Here is a 24,265-nt window from a genome sequence, read left to right as displayed (position 1 = left end):
GATGCGTTTTTATATCATCGACGATGATGAAGCAGTTCGTTCGATGTTGGCCCAAATCATCGAGGACGAGGGTTTAGGGGAAGTGGCTGGGGAGGCAGAAGATGGTTCATTAATTGATGGCGATAATCTGAACATGCTTAACATCGAAATTTTATTAATTGATTTGTTGATGCCAAATCGGGACGGATTGGAAACCATCCGGCAAATAAAATCGAGGTTCGAAGGGAAAATCATCATGATTTCTCAAGTAGAATCAAAAGAATTAATTGCTGAAGCCTATTCGCTTGGCAGTGAATACTATATTATTAAACCGGTAAACAGAATTGAAGTTTTAACGATTTTTCAAAAAGTTATCGAAAAAATCCAATTGGAAAAATCGATACACGATATTCACAAGTCTCTTCATGCCGTGCTTAAATTCAATCCATCACCAAGACAAACAAATCCTATGAATAAAAAAAACATCAGAAATTCCGGTCAATTTCTATTAACAGAATTAGGAATAGCAGGTGAAAATGGCAGTAAAGATTTACTGGACATCCTAGAATATTTAGACCATAATCAACAAACTGACATTTTAAATAATCGATTTCCGACCCTTAAAGAAATTTTTATCGATTTGGCAAAAAAAAGATTGGGAACTGATGTCCCAGTCGCGGAGTTAAAGAAAGAAATCAAAGCAACCGAACAACGGGTGCGCCGGGCCATTTATCAGTCGTTGAATCATCTGGCATCCCTTGGTCTAGCCGATTTTTCGAATTGGAAGTTTGAGAATTATGCTTCAAAGTTTTTTGACTTTGCAACCGTCAGGACCAAAATGGCAGAATTAAAGAATGGCTCTGCATTATCAACATCGCTAACCCGAGTCAATACGAAAAAATTTATTCAAGTCCTTTATTTTGAAGCACACCGGGTTCATTCTGAACAATAGCTTACATGTTTAACAAAAAAACTTCACGGAATTCTTGTTTCGTGAAGTTTTTTCTTTGAGATCTATCTATTAGTAATCTTATTTATAATGACCGGATGCCCCGTAACCCTTGATCGTTATTTTCACGTTGTAATGAATGGGAACCTTACTGAAGGTTTGATCCCAATCCTTTTTAACTTTTTCCCATAGTTTCGGATTTTCAATTTTTATACGGTTGCCAAAACCAGCCACGTCTACTTGATATTTCTTTTGCATTTTTTTTACTGAATCTTCGACCAATTGTTTTACGGCACTTTCGATTGACGCTTCTGCCCTTTTAAGAAAAGAATTTTCAAACGGTGTACTGGATGTTACCCGATGCTCCATTAATATCCCTTTTGATTCAATATTGACATCAAATGAGATGGTTTTTCCCCTTATATGTGGTGTGATTTTACTTTTTATGGTTTCAATCTCATACATAATCAGCCTTTTTGACTGTTGATCAAAACTTTTGACCACACCGCCTTTTTCTTTTCCCGCCAACCAGGTAATTCCTTCTAATTCCTTCTTATTTAAAAAACCACGCAATTTTTTTGTCTTTCCATCTATCACTGCAGCTCCGGCAAATTCCACTTGTCCATTTGCTGAAACCACGTTTTGTAGTAGAAAACTGGAACCCGATTGGAGCTTGCTATCCAATTTAATAATCGAGACTGGAGGTAAAATCCTGGTTGTTCGATAAGCATTATCGACGATTCCAAACAAACGGAACGCAGGAACTTCTCCTTCCTTCTTGGATATTAAGGAATCGCTTGCTCTCCCATTACTGACAACCACCAGACAGCTTGGGCGGAACTCATTATCCCGAAGATACAGATCAAATAACTCTTGCAAACTGAACGATCTCGCCAGTTCTTCCCCAATAACCACGACTTTCATATGTGAGGCATTTAAGGGAAGGTCCGACCGTAATGATAATTCCCGCACCTCTTGGATAAGAGAATTTCCCTTTTCAGAAATATTCAAGTAGGAATTTTTTTGTGATTCTTCCCCTTTACTCGATGAGCTGGCGATTTCTGGCGTAATAAGTTGGTAAGTGATAGTAATTGCATTTTCCTTTGAATCCTCTGCGTCTTTCTCATTCATCATTTTTTCGGAGTTTGAATCCTTATTTGTATCTAGGGCCATTCCTACCCCAAGACTTAACTCCTCGATTTCATGGCTGCTCCAACAGCCAGTGAGGGAAAACAGAAAAATAACAGACAGTGAACCAAAAAGAATACGAACTAACAAGTGTTTAAACTTCATGTTGCCCTTCTCACCCATTTTGCGATGATGAGAAGGAAAAGTGGCATTACACCAAATAAATACAATGCAGCATTCCCAATTACATCACCAAGCTTAAAAACATCATTTAAATTTTTAGGAATCATGGAAATTAAATAAATAACCGGTACCAATCCAATCATAAATGGATGAATATTCTTTTTAAAAATTTGCGCCAGTCCCAGTGCAGCAGCATAGTGTGCAATTGTATAAATGGTAAACATTTGCATAATCCAAATCGCCAGCAGCAATGATTCAAATCGTTCAAAAATCAAACCCGAGATTTCAAAACTTCGCAGCAGATCAAGTGTCGGCCATGTTCTTGTGACCACCTCATCCGCTGATAATGCACCAATTACAAGGACGACGGTAATGATATAAAATATTAAAGGAATCGTAATACCCACTATCACGGCTTTTACTGCTTTATTTGGCTCACTCATAAAAGCCACAAGGAACAGCATAACCTCAGGTCCAGTAAATGCAAGCGCCGTTGTTTTTACCCCTTTTAGCACTGGTATAATTCCCGCCCCCAATACGGGACGTAAATTATCGATCTCAAATATTTTGAAACTCAAAAAAATGGCGAGCAAAAAAAGGACGACCGTTATCGGTAAAATAATATCAAAATGTCGTGCAATTGGATTAATTCCGCCCATCATTAAATAAAGCCCCACCAACATGAATGGCAGGATAATCGCCCAACTGGGGGTTCCTTCCAGCAATAAGAACTTTGTTACTTCCGTCAAGGAACGGATTTGAAAACCGGATGTGGCGAGAAAATAACCAATAACAAGTAAACCAAGAAATCCGCCGACCCACTTGCCTACAATATCCTGACTATAGAGATAAAAAGTTTTTTGCGGAAATCGCTGGCCTAACTTCGCAATAATAATTCCTGCAAGGATTGCTAGCAGCCCACCTAACAAAACGGTGATCCATACATCAGGAGTACCCACCTTATCTACGGACGCCCTGGGCAAGGTGAGGATTCCTGTGCCAAGAATCGCGTTGATGATGATAACAGCTGCCTGGGAAGTCGTGATTTGATCTTTAGGATTTAGAATCATACCTTACTCTTCCTTTCACGATACATTATCCCTTCCGTATCTTATCTTTCGGATGATTCACTTTTGGACGTTCCTTCATCATCATAAGAGGCATGCGAAACATAAAGTCCTTCCAATCACTTAAACGATAAGGAGCCGCCGGACTCACATATGGAGTGCCAAAACTTTTTAATTTCACTAAATGGGCGGTTAAGAAGATGAAAAATAAAATCACCCCGTACAAACCTAAAACTGCAGAAAAAAGCATGGCTACGAAGCGAAGGATACGTAGCGGTATCCCTCCGCTATATTGCGGAATGGCAAACGATGAAATAGCCGTTAAAGATACGATAATGACTAAAATATTGCTCACAATCCCTGCCTGTACAGCGGCTTCACCAATAATTAATCCACCGACAATGCCCATTGCCGGACCAATAGGTTTTGGCAGACGGAGCCCGGCTTCCCTCAAAATTTCTATGGAAATTTCCATGAATAAGGCTTCAATCAATGCCGGGAATGGAACCCCTGTCCTCGAACCTATAATGGAAATCGCTAACTTAGTCGGAATCATCCCTGGGTGAAACGAGATAAAAGCAATATACAGCGCTGGTGTGAAAAGAGCCAGAATCGATGCCAGATACCGAAGTAATCGGAGCAGCGTACCGGGAATCCATCTTTCATAATAGTCTTCCGGTGATTGTAACATCATGCTAAAGGTAACCGGAACAATTAATGCAAAAGGCGTTCCATCCAGTAAAATGGATACCCGGCCTTCCATTAAAGCAGCCATTACTCGATCAGGACGCTCTGTACTCTGCACCTGTGGAAAGGGGCTTCGGTAATTATCTTCAATCAACTGCTCGACATAACCGGATTCCGGGATATGATCAAGATCAATTTTCTTTATGCGCGTTTCTACCTCTTGAACTAAATCCGGGTCGACAATTCCTTTAATGTAAGCAACCACCAAATCTTTTTTTAAAGTCCTACCAACTCGAAAATTTACAAAGGTTAGATTTTCAATTTCACCGTTTCCTCGCAAAATTGAGGTATTATCCCTCAAAGACTCCGTAAATCCAACGCGAGGCCCTCGGACTAAAGACTCAGATACAGGTTCTTCTATCGCTCTTGTTTTTAATTTTGTGGTACCTAAGACGAGCACCTCTGAAGACCCATCGATTAAAAGTGCTGCAGAGCCTGTTAGGATTTTAGCAGCTGCCACTTTTATCGAACCTATCTCTTCAATTTCACTAATCGGGATCACTTGGTTTTTTAAAAATTCATTTAATTGATTTCCTTTTACTGCGGATAATTCATGTTTTAATTCTGAAGAAAATTCAACCATTAAGGATGAAATAATTTGTTTATTTATGAGTTCTATATCAGATAATCCAATGACAAAAATGAGGCATGCCCCTATCCCAGTACGCCCCATGTTAAACTCCCGATAATGGACATCCCAGTTTTGACCGATTTCTTGTTTTACTAATTCTAAGTTTATAGGTAAGTCGTCGGTAAAACTTGTAGCAGATTCTTGAGAAACAGTATCTCGTCCATAAGCCTTTTTGTCTGCAAGTCTGTTTATTTTTAGTTTTCCCATTGATTAATCACTCACTAGTTGTTAATCTGCGAACCAAGAATAGATCATTTTGGACTGTGTATGTACCATCATTTTTGTCTTTTATATAGGAATTTAAACCATTTTGGTTCAGTTCCAATTGGATATAATTGCACAAATGAATTTGTAAAAGATGCAACCATCAGCCAACAGTTACTTACATCCTTGACCCCCCTATGGCTGTCAGATCGGCAAAAACTTGGAAAAAAATCGGAACGGAAGATTCAAAATTACTAAGCAGAAGAGAACTCAAAGGAATGAAAAGGATATCATGGGGTGAGTGCACAAAAGTAATGACCGATTCCATGCAAAAACTGCTTTTGAAACATTTTACAGAAGAGTAATTACTCTAGTTTCTCCTCTACTTGTTTTATTTATTACGGTGGTTTTCTGTGGTGCTTTTCAAAGCAGTGGGATTTCTATAAAAAACACCCACAAAAATTTATAAATAAATTTGTGAGTGTTTTACCGTTTTATATTTGGTTCACTATGTTAGCTTTTTAAATCTCTTGGTACAAATATATGGAAACACTGTTATACAATTTGAAGACATTCCTAATGAGATAAAACAATTGTGTTCTCTCGCACCATTTGAATAAAATACTTCATAATTCTATTATCTTCTGTTAACTCTGGATGAAAGGAACAACCCAAAAATTGACCTTCTCGAGCTAACACAATGCGCTCTTCATGTTTTGCTAGAATTTCAACATTTTCACCGGCATCTACAATATGTGGTGCTCGGATAAAAACAGCAGGAATATCTTCCCCTATTCCATGAATGGATAGCTCTACTTCAAAACTATCTACTTGGCGTCCGAATGAATTCCGTTCAACCACTACTTCCATTAACCCAAGATGAGGCGTATCATATCCGACGATTTCTTTTGCTAATAAAATCAGACCCGCACATGTTCCAAACATCGGAATTCCTTTGTCAGCTAAAGCACGAATGGGTTCTAGTAAACCGTAACGGTCCAGCAGCTTACGCATTGTTGTACTTTCCCCGCCAGGTAATACCAGACCATTTATTTCTTTTAGATCCTCAACAGATTTAACAGAAATGGCCTCACAACCAAGTTCTTCGATTTGTCTAATATGCTCTCTGACTGCACCTTGTAATGCAAGTATCCCAATTTTCAGCATGTTACCAACCACGTTCCTGCATACGTTCGCTTGCAGCTAGCGTTGAAATATCGATACCTTTCATCGGTGTCCCTAACTCTTTTGAAATTTCAGCAATGAGTTTATAGTCTTGATAGTGCGTTGTTGCTTCAACAATGGCACGTGCGAATTTTTCTGGGTTATCCGATTTGAAAATACCTGATCCTACAAATACACCATCTGCTCCAAGTTCCATCATTAAAGCTGCATCGGCAGGTGTCGCTACCCCACCAGCAGCAAAATTTACAACTGGTAATCGCCCTAATTTTTTGATTTCGAGTAATAATTCAAATGGTGCTCCTAAATTTTTTGCTTCTGTCATTAATTCATCTGTACTCATTCCTACAACGCGTCTTACTTGCGCATTCACTTTTCGAATATGACGAACAGCTTCTACAATATTTCCTGTTCCCGGTTCACCTTTCGTACGTAACATGGAAGCTCCTTCTCCAATACGACGAGCAGCTTCCCCTAAATCACGACACCCACATACAAATGGTACGGTGTAGTCGCTTTTTAATAAATGGTATTCTTCATCAGCAGGTGTTAATACTTCACTTTCATCGATGTAATCAACGCCCATTGATTCTAATACACGTGCTTCTACAATATGACCAATACGTGCTTTTGCCATTACTGGAATGGTTACAGCGTTCAATACTTCCTCTACTATACGAGGATCCGCCATACGGGCTACGCCCCCAGCTTTTCGAATATCGGATGGTACCCGCTCTAAGGCCATAACAGCAACTGCACCTGCAGCCTCTGCAATTTTTGCTTGCTCGGCATTAATGACGTCCATAATTACGCCGCCTTTTTGCATTTCTGCCATTCCACGTTTTACTCTCTCAGTTCCAACTTGTTTCATAAAAAAACCTCCATACCTTTGATGATTCCTAGTATAATAGAAATTGACTTTATGAAAAGGTTCAATTTTCAAAAAAACAATGTGGTCAGCTGGGGGAATTGCAGATGGATATGCTTATGTTTAAATTGGATAAAAGTACAGAAAAGCCCTTATATGAACAGCTTTATATCGGCATCAAGGATGCCATTATCCATAAACAAATTGAAGTTGGAACCAAATTACCATCCAAAAAAAAATTAGCTGAATTTTTAAATATCAGTCAAACGACGATTGAAATTGCCTATTTCCAACTTATTGCAGAAGGCTATGTGGTATCTAAACCTCGGATTGGTTTCTTTGTAGAAGAGATCGATGAATTACCCTATATTGAAAAAGAGCATTTAAACATGCCTATAGAGAAGGTCGAGAAGAAAAACTATCAATTTGACTTCCATCCGGGAAAAATTGATACCGACTCATTCCCATTTTCACTTTGGCGAAAATATGCAAAAAATTTATATGATAGTAGTTCAAAAGAGTTTTTACAAATTGGAGACCCTCAAGGAGAATTAGCATTAAGAGCTGAAATTTCAAAATATCTTTATCAATCGAGGGGGATTGTATGTAAACCAGAACAGATTGTCATTGGTTCGGGAACGGAACATCTACTTCCAATGATTCTAAGATTACTTGAAAATGATTCAAAATTTGCCCTTGAGAACCCTGGCTATTCTGCTATCCCCAAAATACAATTAGAAAATAGAGCCATCCCGATTTCGGTAGATGAAGAAGGTTTAATGGTGGATGAACTTGAAAAAACAAATGCAAACGTTGTTTATATTACACCTTCCCACCAATTCCCAACGGGCGCGGTACTATCAGCAACTAGGAGAACGCAGTTATTAAACTGGGCAGCAAAAGATGAAAATCGCTACATCATTGAAGACGATTACGATAGTGAGTTTCGATATATCGGAAAACCCATTCCTGCACTACAAGGCTTAGACCAAAACAATAAAGTCATATATATGAGCACTTTTACCAAATCATTAATGCCTTCATTACGTGTTGCTTATATTGTATTACCGTCAACATTATTACAAAAATATAAAGAGACATTTAGTTTTTACTCAGCAACTGTACCGAGATTTGAACAACATATATTAGCGAACTTTATGAGAGATGGTTATTTTTCAAAACACTTAAACCGTATGCGGAAAATTTATCGTAAAAAACATGAAAAATTAACTCAAATATTTAAAACGTATTATCCAAATGTTATCATCACTGGAGACCAAGCAGGAATGCACATTTTAATTTCTGTCCCCCTGTCAAAAAGTGAGGATCAATTAAAAAAGATTGCAGAAAAAAACAATATTGTCATCTATCCAGTAAGCGATTATTTATTAAAGCCAATTGAATACCAATATCCAACCTTTCTATTTGGCTTTGGCAGTATACCAATCGATCAAATAGAAAAAGGCATTCACCAATTAATGAAATGCTGGGGAATATCAAAAAAATGACATAGGGATTTCGTGGCTTTTTTTGCCCACTTCGCTGTTAAAAATCTTAGATTCCGGGTCCTGCCCCAATCACGCTAAAGCGAATATCCCCATAAAATTAAAAACTGCCAAATAGGGTCGTCTCCTTGGCAGTTTTTAAAATTAACACGAACTTTTCAAATTATCTTTTAATACCTCTTTAAATCTTTTTGGATCATCTACCCGTATCGCTACCTTTGAATATTCTTTTTTTATACCCATAATCAAAGTAGCTTCGACGGGCTGCTTTAATTTTAAAATAACATCTGGTTGGACAGGTTCAAAATCACGAGCTATGAATTCAATTGTATCTTTGTTGCGTTTTTTATTTAACTGTTCCGGATCATCGAATACTTCCTCAATGTCAGACCACTTTATTTCTATCTTCTTCATTAAGCCGAGTGAAATATAAATGCTCTCTTTTGTTACGAGCAACGGATTATGGCGTACAACTTGAATATCGCCTAAAAAGAAAATAAGGGTATATACGTTAAGGACCAGCATAATGATTGATAACACCATAGACCTATCATGAAACATCCAATGGAGCCCAGCCATTTCAATAACAGTTGCGTGAATTAGCATGATTTGAAACGCTATTAAACTGGATTTTTGATGCAGAGTAAATACGTTTGGGCCGACCGTTGTTTTCTTTCTCCAGGAAGCAAAAGCATAGTAAAACATGAGCATTTCTGAACAAATCACTCTGATAATTGGATAAGATTTGAACTGTTGTTCTACCGCATTTGAAAAGGAAAATATTACCGGAAGAGTACTTTCCTTTACTGACCGGGCTATTTTCGGCAAATAGATAAACAACGAACCCAGAACAAGGATTTCCAGCAGCAATAGGCCGCCTTCCACAGCAAACCCTACCCATGTCACAGCTTCAAATGGTGCCAAATACTTGATTGGAATCAAGATGCGCACAATCACAAGCCCACCAGCGACTCCCAAAACCATGTTTCTCCAATTGAATTTTCGTTTCCATACCAAAAGTAAAACAGGGGCAATGAATGCCAAATCAATCATGGAAGCCACAACTATAATATTTGTATTTTTAGGTAATGCTAGATTACCAATTGCAGTATGGTACAAAGAATAATTTGCAGCTAACACAAACAGCAACAAGATCAGCAAAAAATTTCGGTTAAAAGTTCTTTTTAACAACAAAGCGTTCACCCTGACCTTTTTTCTTTAATTATACCATATATTACCTGTTTATATATTGGTATCTACTTCACCTGTTAAAGTTCTAATGTTCTGAAGTTCAGAAAACTAACGCTTTTTCACGAGAAGCATAACGCTGTATCTACATTAAAAAAGAAACCAGACTGTAGTGAGGTCAGGTTTCTTTTTTAGATTTTTTCAGCAAAAATTAGTGGTTTAATTGTTTGATTAAGCTATAAACCAAGCCAACATTATTTATATTCGAAACTCTTTCTATTATTACTTTTATACCTTATATCGATTTCAAAAATCTGTCACAACTTCCCCTCTACCCCCATGTCCTTTTCGTCAGTTTTTCTTTATATAGACGGTGAAAGGGTGGTGCAATTATATGCAAATAAAATCAGGTAAAATTGACGGATTCGAACAATATTCTCAATTCTCTTCACTTAAGGAATTTAATAGCCAACTAGAAATGTGGCTCGCAATACATAAGAAGGATTTTTCAAAAGGTGAATTAGTTGGACTAAAACGGCTGGTTTGTTTTTCGGCAAAAATCCCTGGCGTTTCCAATGCAAAAATTGGCACCGTCTTAAAAGCGATTCATGAAGAATATCATGACAATGGCATTTCCCGGTCAACCTTTAAACGGATGATCCAAAAAGCAATCAATTTAGGAATCATGACTGTATATGAAACCGAAAGAAAAAACGGCTCACAATCGAGTAACCTTTATGTATTTAATCGTTTTCCTCAAAGTGAACCACCAAAAGAGGAAAAAATGGACCACCCTAAAACTAGCAATCTTCATAAAACAAATAATCAAGAGATAAATAAACGTAATCAAGAACCGTCTGTTGAAATCGATCACACTTTTGTTAGTGACCGAGTACCGAAACCTTTTGTGGAATTAGTAAAATACTTCTTTTCTGATGCTAAAACCATTGAGGAATTTTGGCAAATGGTGAATATTGCAGCCTATCGAGGTGACCGGGAAAAGGAAAAAGATCAAGTCCTCGAAACAGCCATTCAAGCATTTAAGCAATTAGTTAGAAAGCTAAAAACAAATTCCATCGTCAAAAAACCAATCGCCTATTTTTATGGAATTCTTGAGAAAAAATTTGAAAGGCTTTATTTTGAGGAATTATGGGATATGGGGGTTAGACTGAAGGAACAGGATTAAACATTGATTCCATCCTTTGGATTTAAATTGATTGTCTGTTAATATAGTGTGTGTGAATAAGACATTGTAAGTGTTAGGGGAATCATAATGGGAAAACTTTTTAAACTTATCATGCTTCTTATAGGTGCTTTTGTGTTAATTTTTATTATCGTTGGAGTTGTCAATGGAATTCCGCATATCTTAGATGAGAAAAATGCACCACAACAAAGTGAAAAAGCTCTGCCAGGTAAAGCAGACTACGATCAAATTCGCGTAGGAGATGTAAAGACTGGCGAAGGTGGCATGACTAAAGCCGAAGTAGAAAAAATACTTGGGAAACCAACTGACCAAACCCTAGGCCAATCAGGGAAATTGAAAATGGAAGTCTACACCTATGCTGCAAGTGCTGGTCCGAATTCGATATTGGTAACGTTCATACATGGGCACGTCTCTGGTAAAACCCAGACTGGACTCGAATAAAATCTAATTCATTAGAATTTCACCAGTCATATTTACTGATTGACCGAATATCTATAGTGTATGGGAAACGTAAGTCTTTACTTCTTCTTAGTGAGACCGGAGGATAGAAAATTCACTTAGGTTAGGAGGGCGAATGAAGATTAACCTAGAGGTTATGATTCAGTTGCTTACGCTCATAGTGATGATGATCGGACTTGCTGTCAAGGAAAAGTAAGACTTAACCACCTGGTAAAACGAGCCACATAATTGGGGCTCGTTTTCAGTTTGATTATCAGTACCTTAATTTGTTCCTGAAACTAATCCCTTTTTGCTAACCGATCTCGGTCTTCAAATTTCGGAGGTTGCTCCATCCATCGTCTCTCAATCATTAAATCCATGCCATCTTCTCCAAAAGCTCCTGCTTTCGTAATAAAACTGGCGTACATCGCACTAATATCCCTACGCATGGATGCAGATAATCCAGCTCCATAAGCTGCTATACCAAGATTAGAAAGAATACCAATAATATAAAGCATCAATTGGTCCGAAAATGGCGGTATGGTTGAATCTGTAACACTTTGGTCCCATGACATTGCATTTGGGATATCACTTTCTACAAGTACATCATGAATAGAATTTAGAAAATGTTTCGTTAAGTGCCTTCCTCTCAGGAAATAATCTCTTATTTCTTGTTCTTGAGCTACCTGCGAAAAACCTACACACGTTGCTCTTCCTATTTCATTTTGAAAAGCATTAAGCATCAAATGGGTAACTTCTATTCCCAACAAGGAACGTTTGCGACCAAACCAGCCTGTTAAAAAATTTTCTTTGTTGATATAGTCAATTTCAATTGGATAGGTCATATAAGGAATCCGAACAAAAGTACCCTTATTTTCCATTAGATTCACTACATCATTGTATAATTGCGAGGCATCATCGAAGAAATCTTTATACATTTTACGTACATCTTCTCTTGCAGCTGATGTTAAACCTGCAGTATGGGAAGCAATTCCAAAACGACAAATTTGCAATACATACTGCATATAAAACATATCGGAAAAAAGTTTTTTGGCCCCAGGAATAACATGTTTCTCTACCTTAAATCCTTCTGGTACTGCAATTTTCTCCTTTAGAAATAATTGCTCTGTATCATTCATATGTTTTTTGGCAATGTTTTTCGTTTGCTCGAGTAAGGGAAAAATGTCTGGGTCTGAATAGGATTCCAAAAAGTGGTGCATTATACAATCCACCATACTGTCGTTAACATACGTACCCCATAAGACTGATACTTCTGCGCTTGTTAGTTTTACGCTCTCATCCTTGTTTTCCATAACATGTCCACCATCCTTTTTCCTCTATATCAACATACTAGAACTGATAATATTTACAGGTATTTATGTTCATTGAAGTGTTAGAATTATGCGTTATATTAAAAATTTTTGCTATACCTTTAATTTTTCAAATGGATCGCCTTGTGATAGATTTTCCCATGTAAATAATTGCTATACAGTTTTGATTGTTGTCTTGTTTTTTTTATATCCAAAAATTATTTAATAATGCCTAATACAAAAAGTTCCCCATTTGAATTGAATGGGGAACCTAAAAAACTTTATAGAAGGATTAATTTTTTGTAAGTTATCTGAAATTAAATTGTAATGCTCTTATCATTAATTTAATAAAAATCTGTGCTATAATTTTGACAAATTCAGATAATTACATAAAGTTTATCGGATATCATAATGGGAAAAGGTATTGGTGGAACAAATGCTATACATATGGGATATTGAAAAGATCATTGAAAATACTCTACATCAACATAATTTAGATATAAATTATGAATTTAACAATCATCTAACTGTACCCATGAGTTATAACGTATCGACAAATACGATTAAGTTTAACTACTTACAAATTAACGGATATAAAGAAAAATTGAACTTTAAAATTAAAGAGACTGATGAAAACTTTGTTAAACTTATTCTTTATCGCGTACTCGGGTACTATTTAGATTTTAAGAAAAACAAACATGATACAAGGATTCTAATGTATGGTGAAGATGATGAAATCGAGCAGCTTAAATCATTAATCGAAACAAATGCTTGGAAATACGGAAGAACATTGGTCCCTAAACATTTGGCAGAATCTTATGAAAGAGTCCGCGAATTAGATAAAATGCTGCTAGCTAGTCCTTAAACAAATTAGCAATTTAATATTTCAGCCTTTTAAAATTATTAGAATAACACTATCGAAGGCGGTTACATCACTGCTTATAATTAATCCTTCATGAGTATATTATAGAAACGTTTTTCAAATGCTCATCTTAAAAAATATTCCTATATATTTTCGGTAACTCATACTCAATTGTTGTCAACTACATTCGAAGATTTGAATCCTAAAAAAAATTAAAAGAATTCCTGCTGTTTTTCATTTACCCATTTTTTTACCGATAAAAAAACTAACCGAAAGAAGGATCGATTAGTTTTTTATGATTAATTTTTACTTAAAGTTGTTTATACCATCGGCCTGCAGCCTCAACTTCTTCCAATGTTAGTTGGTGACCTCTATTTTCCCAATGAATTTCTACCTTCGCATTTGCCTTGTCTAATAAAGATTGTAGTTCAGCGGACTCTGTTGGAGAGCAGATTGGATCATTTGTTCCAGCTGCAATAAATACTGACTTCCCTGATAAATCAGGAAGTTCGATTCCTCTTCTCGGTACCATTGGATGATGGAGAATCGCACCCTTTAAGGCATTTTGATAATGAAATAATAAACTTGCCGCAATATTCGCCCCATTTGAGTAACCGATGGCAATGATATTATTTCGGTCAAAACCATACTTTTCCGCTGCTTCATCTAGAAACTCATTTAATTCTTTTGTCCGGAAAATAAGATCCTCTTCATCAAAGACCCCTTCCGCTAATCTTCTAAAAAAACGGGGCATGCCATTTTCTAATACATTCCCGCGGACACTTAAGACATTCGCCTCATCATCCATTCTTCCTGCAATCGGCAACAGGTCTAACTCTGTGCCACCCGTACCATGCAGTAATAATAACGTTGGTTTAGTTGGGACTTGTCCCTTATTGAATATATGCTTCATGATTAATCTCCCTCCAGAACGTTCATCATTGAAATGAACTATTTAGGTCTTTCGATTTCAAAAATTTCACCAATTTTGGCGTAATAATTCCCAGCCAATCTACTTACCGCTGCCAAACCCTTGGGATCAATTCTCCCTTTTTCATAAAGATCATTTTCGATATGAAATTGAACCACTTTTCCAATAATTAAATCAGATCCCGGCGAATCCGAACCTCCCAATTCTAAGGATTGTTCCAATAAACACTCCATTCGAATTTTTGCTTCTTTTATTCCCGGTACAGAAATCTTCACGCTTTCTACTGGAGTTAATTTCGCTAACTCTATTTCACTTTGATTCGCTGGAAGACTGGCAGCTGTTTTATTTACTTTTTCCACATTTTGTTCATCCACAATATGAACAACAAATTCTTTTGACTCGATGATATTTCTTGATGTATCCTTTCGTTCCCCTTGTGTACGTTGAATCGATAATGAAATCATCGGAGGATTGGATGATATGATATTAAAATAGCTAAATGGTGCTCCATTCAAAACCCTGTCTTTTGACATCGATGTGACGAAAGCAATCGGTCGAGGTATGATGCTTCCTATTAGGAACTTATAATTATCCCGTTCAGACAATGTGGCTGGGTCAATTGAAAGCACAGTAATCATCTCCTTTTGTAAAATCAGTTTAGTTCTCTTACTTCAAATGGTAGCAATCCTCGTTTTATTTGTCCTCTACGAGGCTCATACTGTGATGGCAACATTAATTTTTCTCCCATTGTCGCTTGTGACTCATCATGCGCAAAACCCGGAGGATCGGTTGCAATTTCAAAAAGGATTTTCCCATGTTCCCTAAAATATATCGCATTAAAGTAGTTTCGATCCTGTACTGGTGTAACGCTATACCCATTTGCTTGAACGAATTGTTTCCAATCTAATTGATCCTCATCATCTTTCGCCCTCCATGCAATATGGTGGACAGTACCCACACCCATTTGGCCTCGACCAATCGGAGTTAATTTAATGTCGATTATATTTCCGATTTCAGCTAAGGAGCGAAAGCGTACAAAATCCCCCTCTATCCCGATTTTTTCTAATCCTAAAACATTTTCTAACAATTCCGCTGTTTTATTTGGTTGAGAGGATAAAAGAGTGGCCCCGCCAAATCCTTTTATGGCTACATCCGATGCTACTCCACCAAAGGTCCATGTATTTGCTTCCCCTTCTTCTCTTTCTACGATTTCCAAATGAAGCCCATGTGGATCATCAAATTCCAGGTATTGCTCGCCAAAACGTTCCATTTTCGTAAAAGGAATGTTAAACTTTTCTAATCTTTTCTCCCAAAATCCAAATGCACCTCTCGGAACTGCATATGAAGTTACTCCTACTTGACCATCTCCAATGATTCCTTGATGTGCACCTGTCCATGGAAAAAAGGTTATAATTGTTCCTGGTTTTCCACCTTCGTTACCGAAATAAAGGTGATAGGTTTCAGGATCATCGAAATTGACCGTTTGTTTGACAAGTCGTAATCCTAAAACTCCAGCATAAAAATCTACGTTTTCCTGCGGATTACCTACGATGGCTGTGATATGGTGAATCCCCATTGTTTTCTTGCTCAATTTTCTCACTCCTTTTAGAATGTAAAAATCCGTTTTTTAAAGGAACTGAATACCTTATTTTGTTCCAATTTGGAATTTGAAATCTTAAAAAATTCGAGAATCTCGATTTCGAGATTTTTTAGAAAAATAAAGCATCTAAGGCATATTGACCAGGACCGACTAAAGCTATACCGATCGTAACGGCAATCAAAGTTAAGTTATACTCATACCCATTTGATGTTGCCCATACTCCATTTGGACCATGCACTTTCACGATCGCCATTATCATAGTACCTGCAATCATAATTCCCGCAAGTGGCGTTAAGAGTCCTAAAGTAAACAAAATTCCACCAATTAGTTCTGCTAATCCAGCGAATAAGGCCATGGTTACTCCCGGTTTCACACCAACGGATTCAAACCAGCCTCCTGTACCTTTTAACCCGTAACCACCGAACCAACCAAATAATTTCTGAGCACCGTGACCAATAAATAATATACCAACTACTAAACGAATTATTAATAAACCAATATTAATCATTTCTGATTCCTCCTAAGTGTCTTTATCTTGGATTCGAGATATTTATTTAAAAAAATAAAATTTTATATTGTATTCTTTACTTTTTCCAATAACCGAACCAATGTCTCTGCCTCATCAGAATTTAATAAATGAAACATATCCTCAATTAACTCATGATGTTTCGGCATGATTTCCTCCATAAATTGATTTCCATTATCCGTTAATGTCACATGGATTACTCTTCGATCATGTGGACAGTCATTTCTCTTTAACAAGCCTTTTTGTTCTAATTTATCTATCACATAGGTCATCGACCCACTTGAGATTAAGATGCAATGGCCAATCTGTTGGATAGTCTGTTTCCCCTTTTGGTAAAGGACCTCTAAAACTGAAAATTCGGTAATACTCAGCTTGTTTTTGGTCATTTCTTCCTTTATGCGCTCATGGATAGCTTTTGATGTTTGCATTAAGACCAGAAAGGGTAAATTCTTGCATTTTCGCTCCACTTAAATCACCTCCTAAAATCTCGGAATTAATTATCTTGAATATGAGATAATTATAATTCTTAACATTTTTCATGTCAACACCTATTTTTATTCATGCAATTTCCCCAATTAGAAAAAAAGGCAGCATAACTTATAAAAGTCATGCCGCCCTAGTCCAATTTTCAATTCTTGTCTAAATCAAACATTCACTAAATTAAAATGATCAAACTCTTTTTATTTTGATATGTTTACAATTCCTTTAAAGCTACGCTTTTTTTGATAAAAAAATTGTTTGTATGCCAAAAGAAGAAAGTAGATGATTGAAATTCCTAAGACTAAAATCCATAAATTGAACATCCATTTATTCCCCCAAATGCCTATGAATGAAAATAGCGCCGGCAAAGTTAAGGTTATCCATGATTGAATAATAGCTACTTTTCCAACAAATTTATTGATATTGATTTTTTGTGTATTGATTACAAAAAATAAAAACCATAAAAATGACCACAAAAGCCATGTCATTGCATTTACTAGATCATGAAAATGGATGATGGATTCAATCACATACCCGAGCGCGATAATAGACACCCATAAAGAGTAGTAACCCAGCCCGCTTCCATTCATTCCTTTTAACAGAGTAATTCCGACGTACAAATAGGTTAGACCGAACAAGAAAGTGGCAGCTTTTTCATATAAAAACCAGTGATCTTGACCGGAAACAATAGTTAAATAAAAAGGAGCGATGACTTGGAACGCCCCAACAAACAGATTAAAAATTCCAACGTTTTTTTCATCCGCTTTTCCTAAAAGCATAATCCCATTTAAAAATAATGCAGCACCAGATAAGAACAATCCGATTATATCCATTTTAATTTTTCCTTTTCGTTTTTTTATATTACAAATAGAGATCAGTCTTTTAAATAATCAAAAGTTTTTACTTTTTAAAAAGTCGTATGACGTCCAACAAGCATTTCTTATTATACTTATACTCTATCAGAGAGTAAATCCTTTCTATATCTTAAAAAAATGGAAATTGTTTGTTTCACCACAAATAAATTAGGAAGCAATATACTCATTTACTTTTTTTAACAAAAACGAGCTTCTCCTTTTAATAAAAACCGTCAAACCCAAGGTAAAACACCTTTTATTGGTGATTACATATTATGCATTAACGAAAACGCCTAGGGGGAGTCCGAATGATCATACATGTGGTGAGCGCTGGAGAGACGCTCTGGCAAATTACCAACCGCTATGCTGTAAATATGAATACAACAGTTCAATTAAATGGGTTACCCAACCCAAATCAATTACTAATAGGACAGTCGTTAGTTATTCCAAAACCTGGGACATCCCACATCATTAAGTATGGGGATACTTTATGGTCTATTTCTCAACAATACGGCGTCACGATTCAGGCGATTATCCAAGCGAACCAACTAACAAATCCAAATGTTTTATATCCGGGGACCAAACTATTTATTCCTGCAATTACACATATCGTTCAATCAGGGGAGACCTTATGGCAAATCTCCAACAGGTATGGTACCACGGTTCAGGCAATCATCAGTGAAAATCACATTCAAGACCCTAACACGATTTATCCGGGTATGCAATTGGCAATCCCAAGAACAAAACCAACGATTGAAGTAAATGCTTATACGTATCAATCGAACGAAACAACTGTCGAAAACTTTAATGAATTTGGGCATCTACTTACTTATTTTAGCCCATTTGCTTATATGATCAAGGAAGATGGGACATTACAACCGATGAATGACCAGGTAATGGTTAATGCGGCAAAATCTAAAAATATCGTACCCATGTTGGCGATCACAAATTTCACCTCCACACAAGCTGGATCAAATTTAGCGCATGTTGTTTTATCCAATCCAGATTTAAGAGAAAAAGTACTTACCAATGCTCTTCAAGTGATGGATTCTAAGGGCTATAAAGTGTTAAACATTGATTTTGAAAATGTACACCCGGAGGACCGCGAGAATTATAATCAATTTTTACAATTAGCTGTTGACCGTCTGCATCCAAAAGGATATTTGGTCTCAACTGCTCTTGCACCAAAGGTAGGTGCAACCCAAGCAGGGCTGTTATATGAAGCACACGATTATGAGGCACATGGGAGAATTGCTGATTTCGTGGTGCTTATGACCTATGAATGGGGATATCGACTCGGCCCTCCGCAAGCAATCTCTCCTATTAACCAAATGCGAAGAGTTGTGGAATATGCCTTATCTGTTATGCCAGCAGAAAAAATATTTCTAGGATTCCAAATTTATGCCCGTGATTGGCTTCTCCCACATGTTCAGGGCCAAGAAGCCGAGACGTTTAGCCCTCAAGAAGCGGTAAGAAGGGCCGTTAAATATGGTGCTTCTATTCAATATGATACGACCGCACAATCACCATTTTTTCGCTATGTAGATGAGCAAGGCCGGGGGCATGAAGTTTGGTTTGAAGATGCACGTAGTGCTCAAGCTAAGTTTGACATGGTGAAGCAATATAACCTGCGTGGTGTCAGTTACTGGGCATTAGGTTATCCATATCCACAAAACTGGGCATTATTGAATGACAATTTTACGATAAAAAAATTAGCTTTGTAATGGTGAATCTGGGATATGAAGGACAAATCTTGGGATACCCGTGAAATGTCCTTCATCCAGGCAATAAATGAAACAGAACCATTTTACACTTTAAAGAATACATTCACTCTCGACTATTTCAATTAACTCCTTCAATTGCTCTATACTTTGATTTAAAGAAAGTGAATAATAACGCTGAGTTCCTTTTTGTTCAATTTTAACGAGTTGGAGATCCCGCATGATTTTTAAATGGTGAGAAATCGCTGGTCTCGATAAACTGGAATGTTCAGCAATTTCATTTACACTTAACGGTTCTTGTTCTGCCAGCAAAAGAATAATATCCTGCCTTGCCGGGTCACTTAACGTGTTAAATAACGGAATACACGCCCTAAAAACATCAATCGCTTGTTTTGTCATAACTCCAAGAGCCCCCTTACTTTTCACCAGCGACATACATCGCAATTTTTGCTCCCAGGCTCCTTGGCAAAAACTTTGCTGCAAGTGCACCAGCTTTATTTAATCCACCTGTAATAATTACCCGTTTCCCTCGCATCATTGCCTGGTAACCTTGTTGAGCTACTATTTTTGAGGACATGGCCCGACTGAACATTTTTGTTCCTTCCACACTGGCAACAGAACCAAAATTGGTCTTTGTGGCACCAGGGCATAGAGTTGTAACCGTAACGCTGCTTCCTTTTAACTCTTCCACAAGTGCTTCTGAAAAGGAAAGAACAAATGCCTTTGAGGCGTAATAGACAGCCATTAATGGCCCCGGCTGAAATGCGGCTGTACTGGCGACATTCAGGATTCTCCCCTTATTCCGTTGTTTTAAACTTGGCAGAAAATAATAGGTTAATTCTGTTAATGCTGTAATATTTAGTTGAATCATCTTTGATTGCTTTTGAAGGTTTAGGTCATCGAAGTTCCCCATTAATCCAAAGCCAGCGTTGTTAATCAGAGCATCGATATGAATTCCCTTTTTTTCAACTTCTTGAAAAACTTCATTAGCTGCTCCAGGTAAGCTTAGGTCTTTAGCAATGACTGTAACTTCTATATGGGTAAAGGTATGTTTGATTTCTTCTAATTTTTGTTGATTTCTTGCAACTAGAACAAGATTGTATCCGTCAGCAGCAAACAGTTTTACGAACTCATATCCTAAGCCGCTTGTAGCTCCAGTAATTAATGCTGTCCTATTCACTCACTCGTTCCTCCAAATGGTTTGTATTTTATTTAAAAAATAGATTAGTTATGTTCAAATGTTTAAACATTTAAACATATAATAATTAAATATCCTCTCAATGTCAATTACATTGAGAGAAAGATCACTAATTATAATCATTTACTTATGCTTTGAATTTTTCTGATCATGACTCAAGCATCTATTTAACATTCTCAATAAATAATCTGGAAAGCAGCGACAGTGTTTTATACTTGTTATAAACAAGATAAAAATATCTTTCATCATCGAAGCCATCTATTTCATGCATTTTAAGTAATTGTTTTTTTGCATATTCTTTAGCGGCTATTTCTGAAATAATGGCAATGCCAATGTCAGCCATTACAAACTGAATTAATGTCTGACCGCTTTCTGTATAGGCAATGATGTTCATTTGTTCTTTAGAGATTTTTTTTTTTTTTAATAATTTCTCGACCATAGCATGTGTTCCTGATCCGGATTTTCTCATAATAAAGGGATATTTCACAAGTTCCTGAATCGTGACTGGTCCTTTAATCTTTGTTTGATTTGAAGTAATGAGGACCAGTTTTTCTTTAAACAGTCGAGAATAACAAAGTTTATCATTTTCAAATTTCCCACCTAATAATCCCACATCAACCGTACCATTTAGCACTTTATCGATCACAACCTTTGAAGAAGATTGTTCAATTTGAAACACCACATTCGCATATTGATCTCTAAAGTCCTTGATCATTTTTGGAAGAATAAATTGCCCTGGAACAGAACTTGCCGCAACCCGTATCATTCCCTTCAATTCATTCATCCCTTCTTTTAAGTCGAGCATGGCTTCATCCTTTAAAAAAAGTAATTTTAATGCCCATTGATACAAACGGCTCCCATAAGGCGTAAGGATAATCTCCCGCCCGACCCGATCAAACAGTCTCATATTCAAAGTTCTTTCTAATGCTTTTATATGTGAACTTACCGTTGATTGACTCAAGAAGATATCCTCTGCTGCCTTAGAAAAGCTTTTATGCTCGACTACCTTTGTAAAGACAAAAAGCTGGTGTAAATCCATTGGATCATCCCCTCTGTTTAGACCTATTTGTATTTAATTAATCGATAAATAGTGATTGATAAAATCGATAAATCGAATTAATCCCATCATACCATTTTTTCTACCATTACAGCCCCTCGCCCCAACTATCTATTCTTTCGATACTTATAAATCTATCTTATCGATATTTCGAATTGCGTAATAGTCAAAATGACCGTTATATTAATGTATAAATGAAACCCTCAGAATGCCCTGGATATCTCCGGGCATTTTTGTATGCATCAGCATGATTGGACAATTTCATAAGGACGATTCTCATGTTATTGACCAAAAAGGAGGAGATAGGTTAATGAATCTTTATCGGAAAGTTTTCAAGGAATATTGGAATCCCTACATAGCCATCAGTATTGCAGGTCTTGTCAGTGCATTGTACTTTGGAATTACAGGTACAGTTTGGGCAGTTACGGGGGAATTCACCAGGTTAGGTGGGCATATCTTACAATGGTTCGGTGTTGATGTGTCGCAATGGGCGTATTTTCAACTGGTGGGCATCAAGGGGACTCCCCTCAGTCGGACCGATGGGTGGATTGTCATTGGGATGCTCGTTGGCGCACTGATTATGATTCTACTAAGCAATAGTTTTAAAATTCGCGTACCCAAACAAAAGCGGCGTATAGTACAAGGTTTTATGGGAGGGATCATCGCAGGGTTTGGCGCACGCCTTGCCCTAGGATGCAACTTGGCTGCCTTTTTTACGGGTGTGCCTCAGTTCTCATTCCATTCTTGGATTTTTATGTTGACTACTGCCATTGGAACCTACTTTGGCGTTAAGGTTGTAAATACCAAATGGTGGCGTGGAAAACCGACCCTGATGAAAGGGTCGATGAGCCCAGTTATCACCTCAAATGTAAAAAAGAGGAATATACAACCTGTGCTTGGTCTTATTTTTGCCTGTCTGTATCTTGCAGTTATTCTTTACTTTTTCGCAACAGGCAAATCACTTCTGGCGGTTGCCTGTATAGCAGGAGCCCTATTCGGGATTCTAATTGAACGCGGGCAAATTTGTTTCACTTCTGCTTTCCGTGACTTATGGGTCAGCGGACGGGCTGTAATGTCCAAGGCGATTTCCGTTGGGATGATGATTAGTGTTATCGTAACTTTTATCTATATTCAAAACGGCTCAGTCGCCCTAATCAAAATGGCTGCTCCTAGCACGGCTATTGGCGGACTCCTGTTCGGGTTTGGCATTGTACTTGCCGGTGGCTGTGAGACTGGCATGATGTATCGTGCAATGGAAGGCCAATTGTTATTCTGGGTGGTAGGCGTAGGTAATATCGTAGGCGCTACAGCTCTTGCCTATGGCTGGGATCATCTTGGCATCTATCATGCACTTGTGGAAAATTGGCCAAAAGTGAACTTAATCGAACAATGGGGACCAATGGGAGCACTATTCGGAACACTGGCCATGCTTGCTGTTTGGTTCTTCCTATCAAATTGGTGGCAAAAGCGGTTCCGTTACGGAAAAGGAATCCAATATCAAAAAACGGAGCGGGTTTCTCACGTTACAAAGGAGGCTTAATACATGTCCCAGGTAATGGATGTCAACTACACGCTTGATATTCGCGGCGAGCCATGACCGTACCCTGTCATATTTGCGCTGGATGCGCTTAAAACCATGAAAATCGGGGAAGTCTTACAAGTTATCGCAGATTGTCCGCAATCCTTTCGAAGTGTTCCTGAAGAAGCCGTCAAACATGGCTATCAGCTTCTGAAAGAGCCGCAAAGAGTCGGGCAGGATATCTATTTTTATATTAAGGTAGTAAAATAGCAGACCGTTTACAAAAGCGATCTCTTCCTTTAAAAAGTAACGGTGGCAGACACGAAAAAAGTCTGCCACCGTTACTTATTTTTATAATTAAGAAACGGCACCGAAGCTATTACACCATGGAATAGAAAAGGTAGTTATTCCCTAATTAAATATGCTAACATAGTGGTATTAAATCAATGAGGTGAAGAAATTGAAAAACAAAGTCATTTTACTCTCTTCAGATCAGCTTGGCAAAGGAGAACCAGGACTAGGTGAAGGAATATTAGAAACCTTCTTTACAATTCTTAAGCAAAAGGAAGAACTGCCTGCGGCTGTTTTTTGTATGAACCGAGGTGTGTTTACACTAACAGAAAACTCGCTTGTTTCTCTCCAATTAAAAGAACTGGAAGAAAAGGGTGTTGACGTTCTTGCGTGTAAAACATGTGTAGACTTTTATGAGCTAAATGATAACCTTGTAGCTGGGAAAATCAGCGGGATGGACCATTTTATTGAATTAGCCTCAAAATATGAGGTCCTAACCTTATCTTGATTTTGAAGAGGTTTCCCATTAGGTATCTGTCATTTATTTAATTAAATCTAAACAATGTTGAGATACAACAATCGGGTGCTTTAATGCAACAAAATAGGACAATTATTACAACATACTTTTTATACATCAGCCATA

General features: G+C 37.3%; 25 protein-coding genes. 9 read left to right on the top strand and 16 right to left on the bottom strand.

The annotated features are described in order from the left end of the window. Position 1 precedes the first annotated feature (1 nt). Complete coding sequence (locus tag M028_RS0124170; RefSeq protein ID WP_026576138.1) at positions 2-931, top strand: response regulator; 930 nt, start codon at positions 2-4, stop codon at positions 929-931. Between the two features lie 78 nt (positions 932-1,009). On the opposite strand, the gene M028_RS0124165 is transcribed toward M028_RS0124170, so the two are convergent. From M028_RS0124165 to pdxS, 5 genes are all read right to left on the bottom strand, one after another. Then, positions 1,010-2,221, bottom strand: a complete 1,212-nt coding sequence (locus M028_RS0124165) for a Ger(x)C family spore germination protein (RefSeq protein ID WP_026576137.1) — start codon at positions 2,219-2,221, stop codon at positions 1,010-1,012. Beyond that, complete coding sequence (locus M028_RS0124160) at positions 2,218-3,309, bottom strand: spore germination protein (RefSeq protein ID WP_026576136.1); 1,092 nt, start codon at positions 3,307-3,309, stop codon at positions 2,218-2,220. Before M028_RS0124160 ends, M028_RS0124165 begins: the two co-directional genes overlap by 4 nt. A 25-nt stretch (positions 3,310-3,334) precedes the next feature. Then, positions 3,335-4,891 carry a spore germination protein gene (locus M028_RS0124155; protein WP_026576135.1) on the bottom strand — a complete coding sequence of 519 codons (1,557 nt, stop codon included), beginning with the start codon at positions 4,889-4,891 and terminating at the stop codon, positions 3,335-3,337. Between the two features lie 573 nt (positions 4,892-5,464). Continuing rightward, positions 5,465-6,055: a pyridoxal 5'-phosphate synthase glutaminase subunit PdxT gene (gene pdxT / locus M028_RS0124145; protein ID WP_035424627.1), complete on the bottom strand. Its 591-nt coding sequence runs from the start codon at positions 6,053-6,055 to the stop codon at positions 5,465-5,467. A gap of 1 nt (position 6,056) precedes the next feature. After that, a complete protein-coding gene (gene pdxS / locus M028_RS0124140) occupies positions 6,057-6,941 on the bottom strand; it encodes a pyridoxal 5'-phosphate synthase lyase subunit PdxS (RefSeq protein WP_026576133.1) in 885 nt (294 codons plus the stop codon). Between the two features lie 104 nt (positions 6,942-7,045). Between pdxS and pdxR the strand changes: the two genes are divergently transcribed. Continuing rightward, positions 7,046-8,446, top strand: coding sequence for a MocR-like pyridoxine biosynthesis transcription factor PdxR (gene pdxR / locus M028_RS0124135; protein WP_026576132.1), 1,401 nt, complete (start codon positions 7,046-7,048; stop codon positions 8,444-8,446). Between the two features lie 141 nt (positions 8,447-8,587). Here the strand turns inward: pdxR and M028_RS0124130 are convergent, their stop codons facing one another. Then, positions 8,588-9,634: a beta-carotene 15,15'-monooxygenase gene (locus M028_RS0124130; protein WP_231510884.1), complete on the bottom strand. Its 1,047-nt coding sequence runs from the start codon at positions 9,632-9,634 to the stop codon at positions 8,588-8,590. A gap of 391 nt (positions 9,635-10,025) precedes the next feature. Here M028_RS0124130 and M028_RS0124125 point away from each other — a divergent pair, with 391 nt between their 5' ends. After that, a complete protein-coding gene (locus M028_RS0124125) occupies positions 10,026-10,817 on the top strand; it encodes a hypothetical protein (protein ID WP_026576130.1) in 792 nt (263 codons plus the stop codon). A gap of 87 nt (positions 10,818-10,904) precedes the next feature. Then, entirely contained in the window at positions 10,905-11,276 is a 372-nt protein-coding gene (locus M028_RS0124120) for a hypothetical protein (protein ID WP_026576129.1), read from the top strand. A 296-nt stretch (positions 11,277-11,572) separates the two neighbouring features. On the opposite strand, the gene M028_RS0124110 is transcribed toward M028_RS0124120, so the two are convergent. Then, positions 11,573-12,586 (bottom strand): DUF3231 family protein, encoded by a 1,014-nt coding sequence (locus M028_RS0124110; RefSeq protein WP_026576128.1) that lies wholly within the window; start codon positions 12,584-12,586, stop codon positions 11,573-11,575. Between the two features lie 433 nt (positions 12,587-13,019). Here M028_RS0124110 and M028_RS0124105 point away from each other — a divergent pair, with 433 nt between their 5' ends. Then, on the top strand, positions 13,020-13,448 hold the full coding sequence (locus M028_RS0124105) for a hypothetical protein (protein WP_026576127.1): 429 nt from the start codon (positions 13,020-13,022) through the stop codon (positions 13,446-13,448). 307 nt (positions 13,449-13,755) lie between these two features. Here M028_RS0124105 and M028_RS0124100 read toward each other — a convergent pair whose 3' ends face one another. The 6 genes from M028_RS0124100 to M028_RS0124075 all read right to left on the bottom strand — a co-directional run bounded on the left by M028_RS0124100 (position 13,756) and on the right by M028_RS0124075 (position 17,815). Further along, positions 13,756-14,358: an alpha/beta hydrolase gene (locus tag M028_RS0124100; RefSeq protein WP_026576126.1), complete on the bottom strand. Its 603-nt coding sequence runs from the start codon at positions 14,356-14,358 to the stop codon at positions 13,756-13,758. Positions 14,359-14,396: 38 nt separating this feature from the next. Further along, positions 14,397-15,005 (bottom strand): flavin reductase family protein, encoded by a 609-nt coding sequence (locus M028_RS0124095; protein WP_026576125.1) that lies wholly within the window; start codon positions 15,003-15,005, stop codon positions 14,397-14,399. Positions 15,006-15,028: 23 nt separating this feature from the next. Beyond that, the gene (locus tag M028_RS0124090; protein WP_026576124.1) at positions 15,029-15,967 is read right to left on the bottom strand and encodes a ring-cleaving dioxygenase; all 939 of its coding nucleotides are present in this window, start codon (positions 15,965-15,967) and stop codon (positions 15,029-15,031) included. 118 nt (positions 15,968-16,085) lie between these two features. Beyond that, positions 16,086-16,484: a DoxX family protein gene (locus tag M028_RS0124085; RefSeq protein WP_026576123.1), complete on the bottom strand. Its 399-nt coding sequence runs from the start codon at positions 16,482-16,484 to the stop codon at positions 16,086-16,088. A 62-nt stretch (positions 16,485-16,546) separates the two neighbouring features. After that, positions 16,547-16,969 (bottom strand): MarR family winged helix-turn-helix transcriptional regulator, encoded by a 423-nt coding sequence (locus M028_RS0124080; RefSeq protein ID WP_026576122.1) that lies wholly within the window; start codon positions 16,967-16,969, stop codon positions 16,547-16,549. A 213-nt stretch (positions 16,970-17,182) separates the two neighbouring features. Next, positions 17,183-17,815 carry an AmiS/UreI family transporter gene (locus tag M028_RS0124075; RefSeq protein WP_026576121.1) on the bottom strand — a complete coding sequence of 211 codons (633 nt, stop codon included), beginning with the start codon at positions 17,813-17,815 and terminating at the stop codon, positions 17,183-17,185. A gap of 329 nt (positions 17,816-18,144) precedes the next feature. Here M028_RS0124075 and M028_RS0124070 point away from each other — a divergent pair, with 329 nt between their 5' ends. Beyond that, the gene (locus M028_RS0124070) at positions 18,145-19,560 is read left to right on the top strand and encodes a LysM peptidoglycan-binding domain-containing protein (protein WP_026576120.1); all 1,416 of its coding nucleotides are present in this window, start codon (positions 18,145-18,147) and stop codon (positions 19,558-19,560) included. Positions 19,561-19,650: 90 nt separating this feature from the next. Here the strand turns inward: M028_RS0124070 and M028_RS0124065 are convergent, their stop codons facing one another. The 3 genes from M028_RS0124065 to M028_RS0124055 all read right to left on the bottom strand — a co-directional run bounded on the left by M028_RS0124065 (position 19,651) and on the right by M028_RS0124055 (position 21,794). After that, a complete protein-coding gene (locus M028_RS0124065; protein ID WP_026576119.1) occupies positions 19,651-19,956 on the bottom strand; it encodes an ArsR/SmtB family transcription factor in 306 nt (101 codons plus the stop codon). A 16-nt stretch (positions 19,957-19,972) separates the two neighbouring features. After that, positions 19,973-20,737, bottom strand: a complete 765-nt coding sequence (locus tag M028_RS0124060; RefSeq protein WP_026576118.1) for an SDR family NAD(P)-dependent oxidoreductase — start codon at positions 20,735-20,737, stop codon at positions 19,973-19,975. A 181-nt stretch (positions 20,738-20,918) separates the two neighbouring features. Continuing rightward, positions 20,919-21,794, bottom strand: coding sequence for a selenium metabolism-associated LysR family transcriptional regulator (locus M028_RS0124055; RefSeq protein ID WP_026576117.1), 876 nt, complete (start codon positions 21,792-21,794; stop codon positions 20,919-20,921). A gap of 226 nt (positions 21,795-22,020) precedes the next feature. Here M028_RS0124055 and yedE point away from each other — a divergent pair, with 226 nt between their 5' ends. The 3 genes from yedE (at position 22,021) to M028_RS0124040 (ending at position 24,130) form a co-directional block, all read left to right on the top strand. Further along, the gene (gene yedE, locus M028_RS0124050; protein WP_081810878.1) at positions 22,021-23,352 is read left to right on the top strand and encodes a selenium metabolism membrane protein YedE/FdhT; all 1,332 of its coding nucleotides are present in this window, start codon (positions 22,021-22,023) and stop codon (positions 23,350-23,352) included. 69 nt (positions 23,353-23,421) lie between these two features. Continuing rightward, positions 23,422-23,601: a sulfurtransferase TusA family protein gene (locus tag M028_RS32360; protein WP_269320958.1), complete on the top strand. Its 180-nt coding sequence runs from the start codon at positions 23,422-23,424 to the stop codon at positions 23,599-23,601. A gap of 190 nt (positions 23,602-23,791) precedes the next feature. Beyond that, on the top strand, positions 23,792-24,130 hold the full coding sequence (locus M028_RS0124040) for a DsrE family protein (protein ID WP_026576115.1): 339 nt from the start codon (positions 23,792-23,794) through the stop codon (positions 24,128-24,130). Positions 24,131-24,265 lie beyond the last annotated feature (135 nt).

This window comes from Bacillus sp. UNC438CL73TsuS30 (assembly GCF_000482325.1).
Taxonomy (GTDB): domain Bacteria; phylum Bacillota; class Bacilli; order Bacillales; family Cytobacillaceae; genus Neobacillus.
Note: the sequence above shows the minus strand (reverse complement) of the source record. Positions and strands in the feature narration are given on the sequence as shown.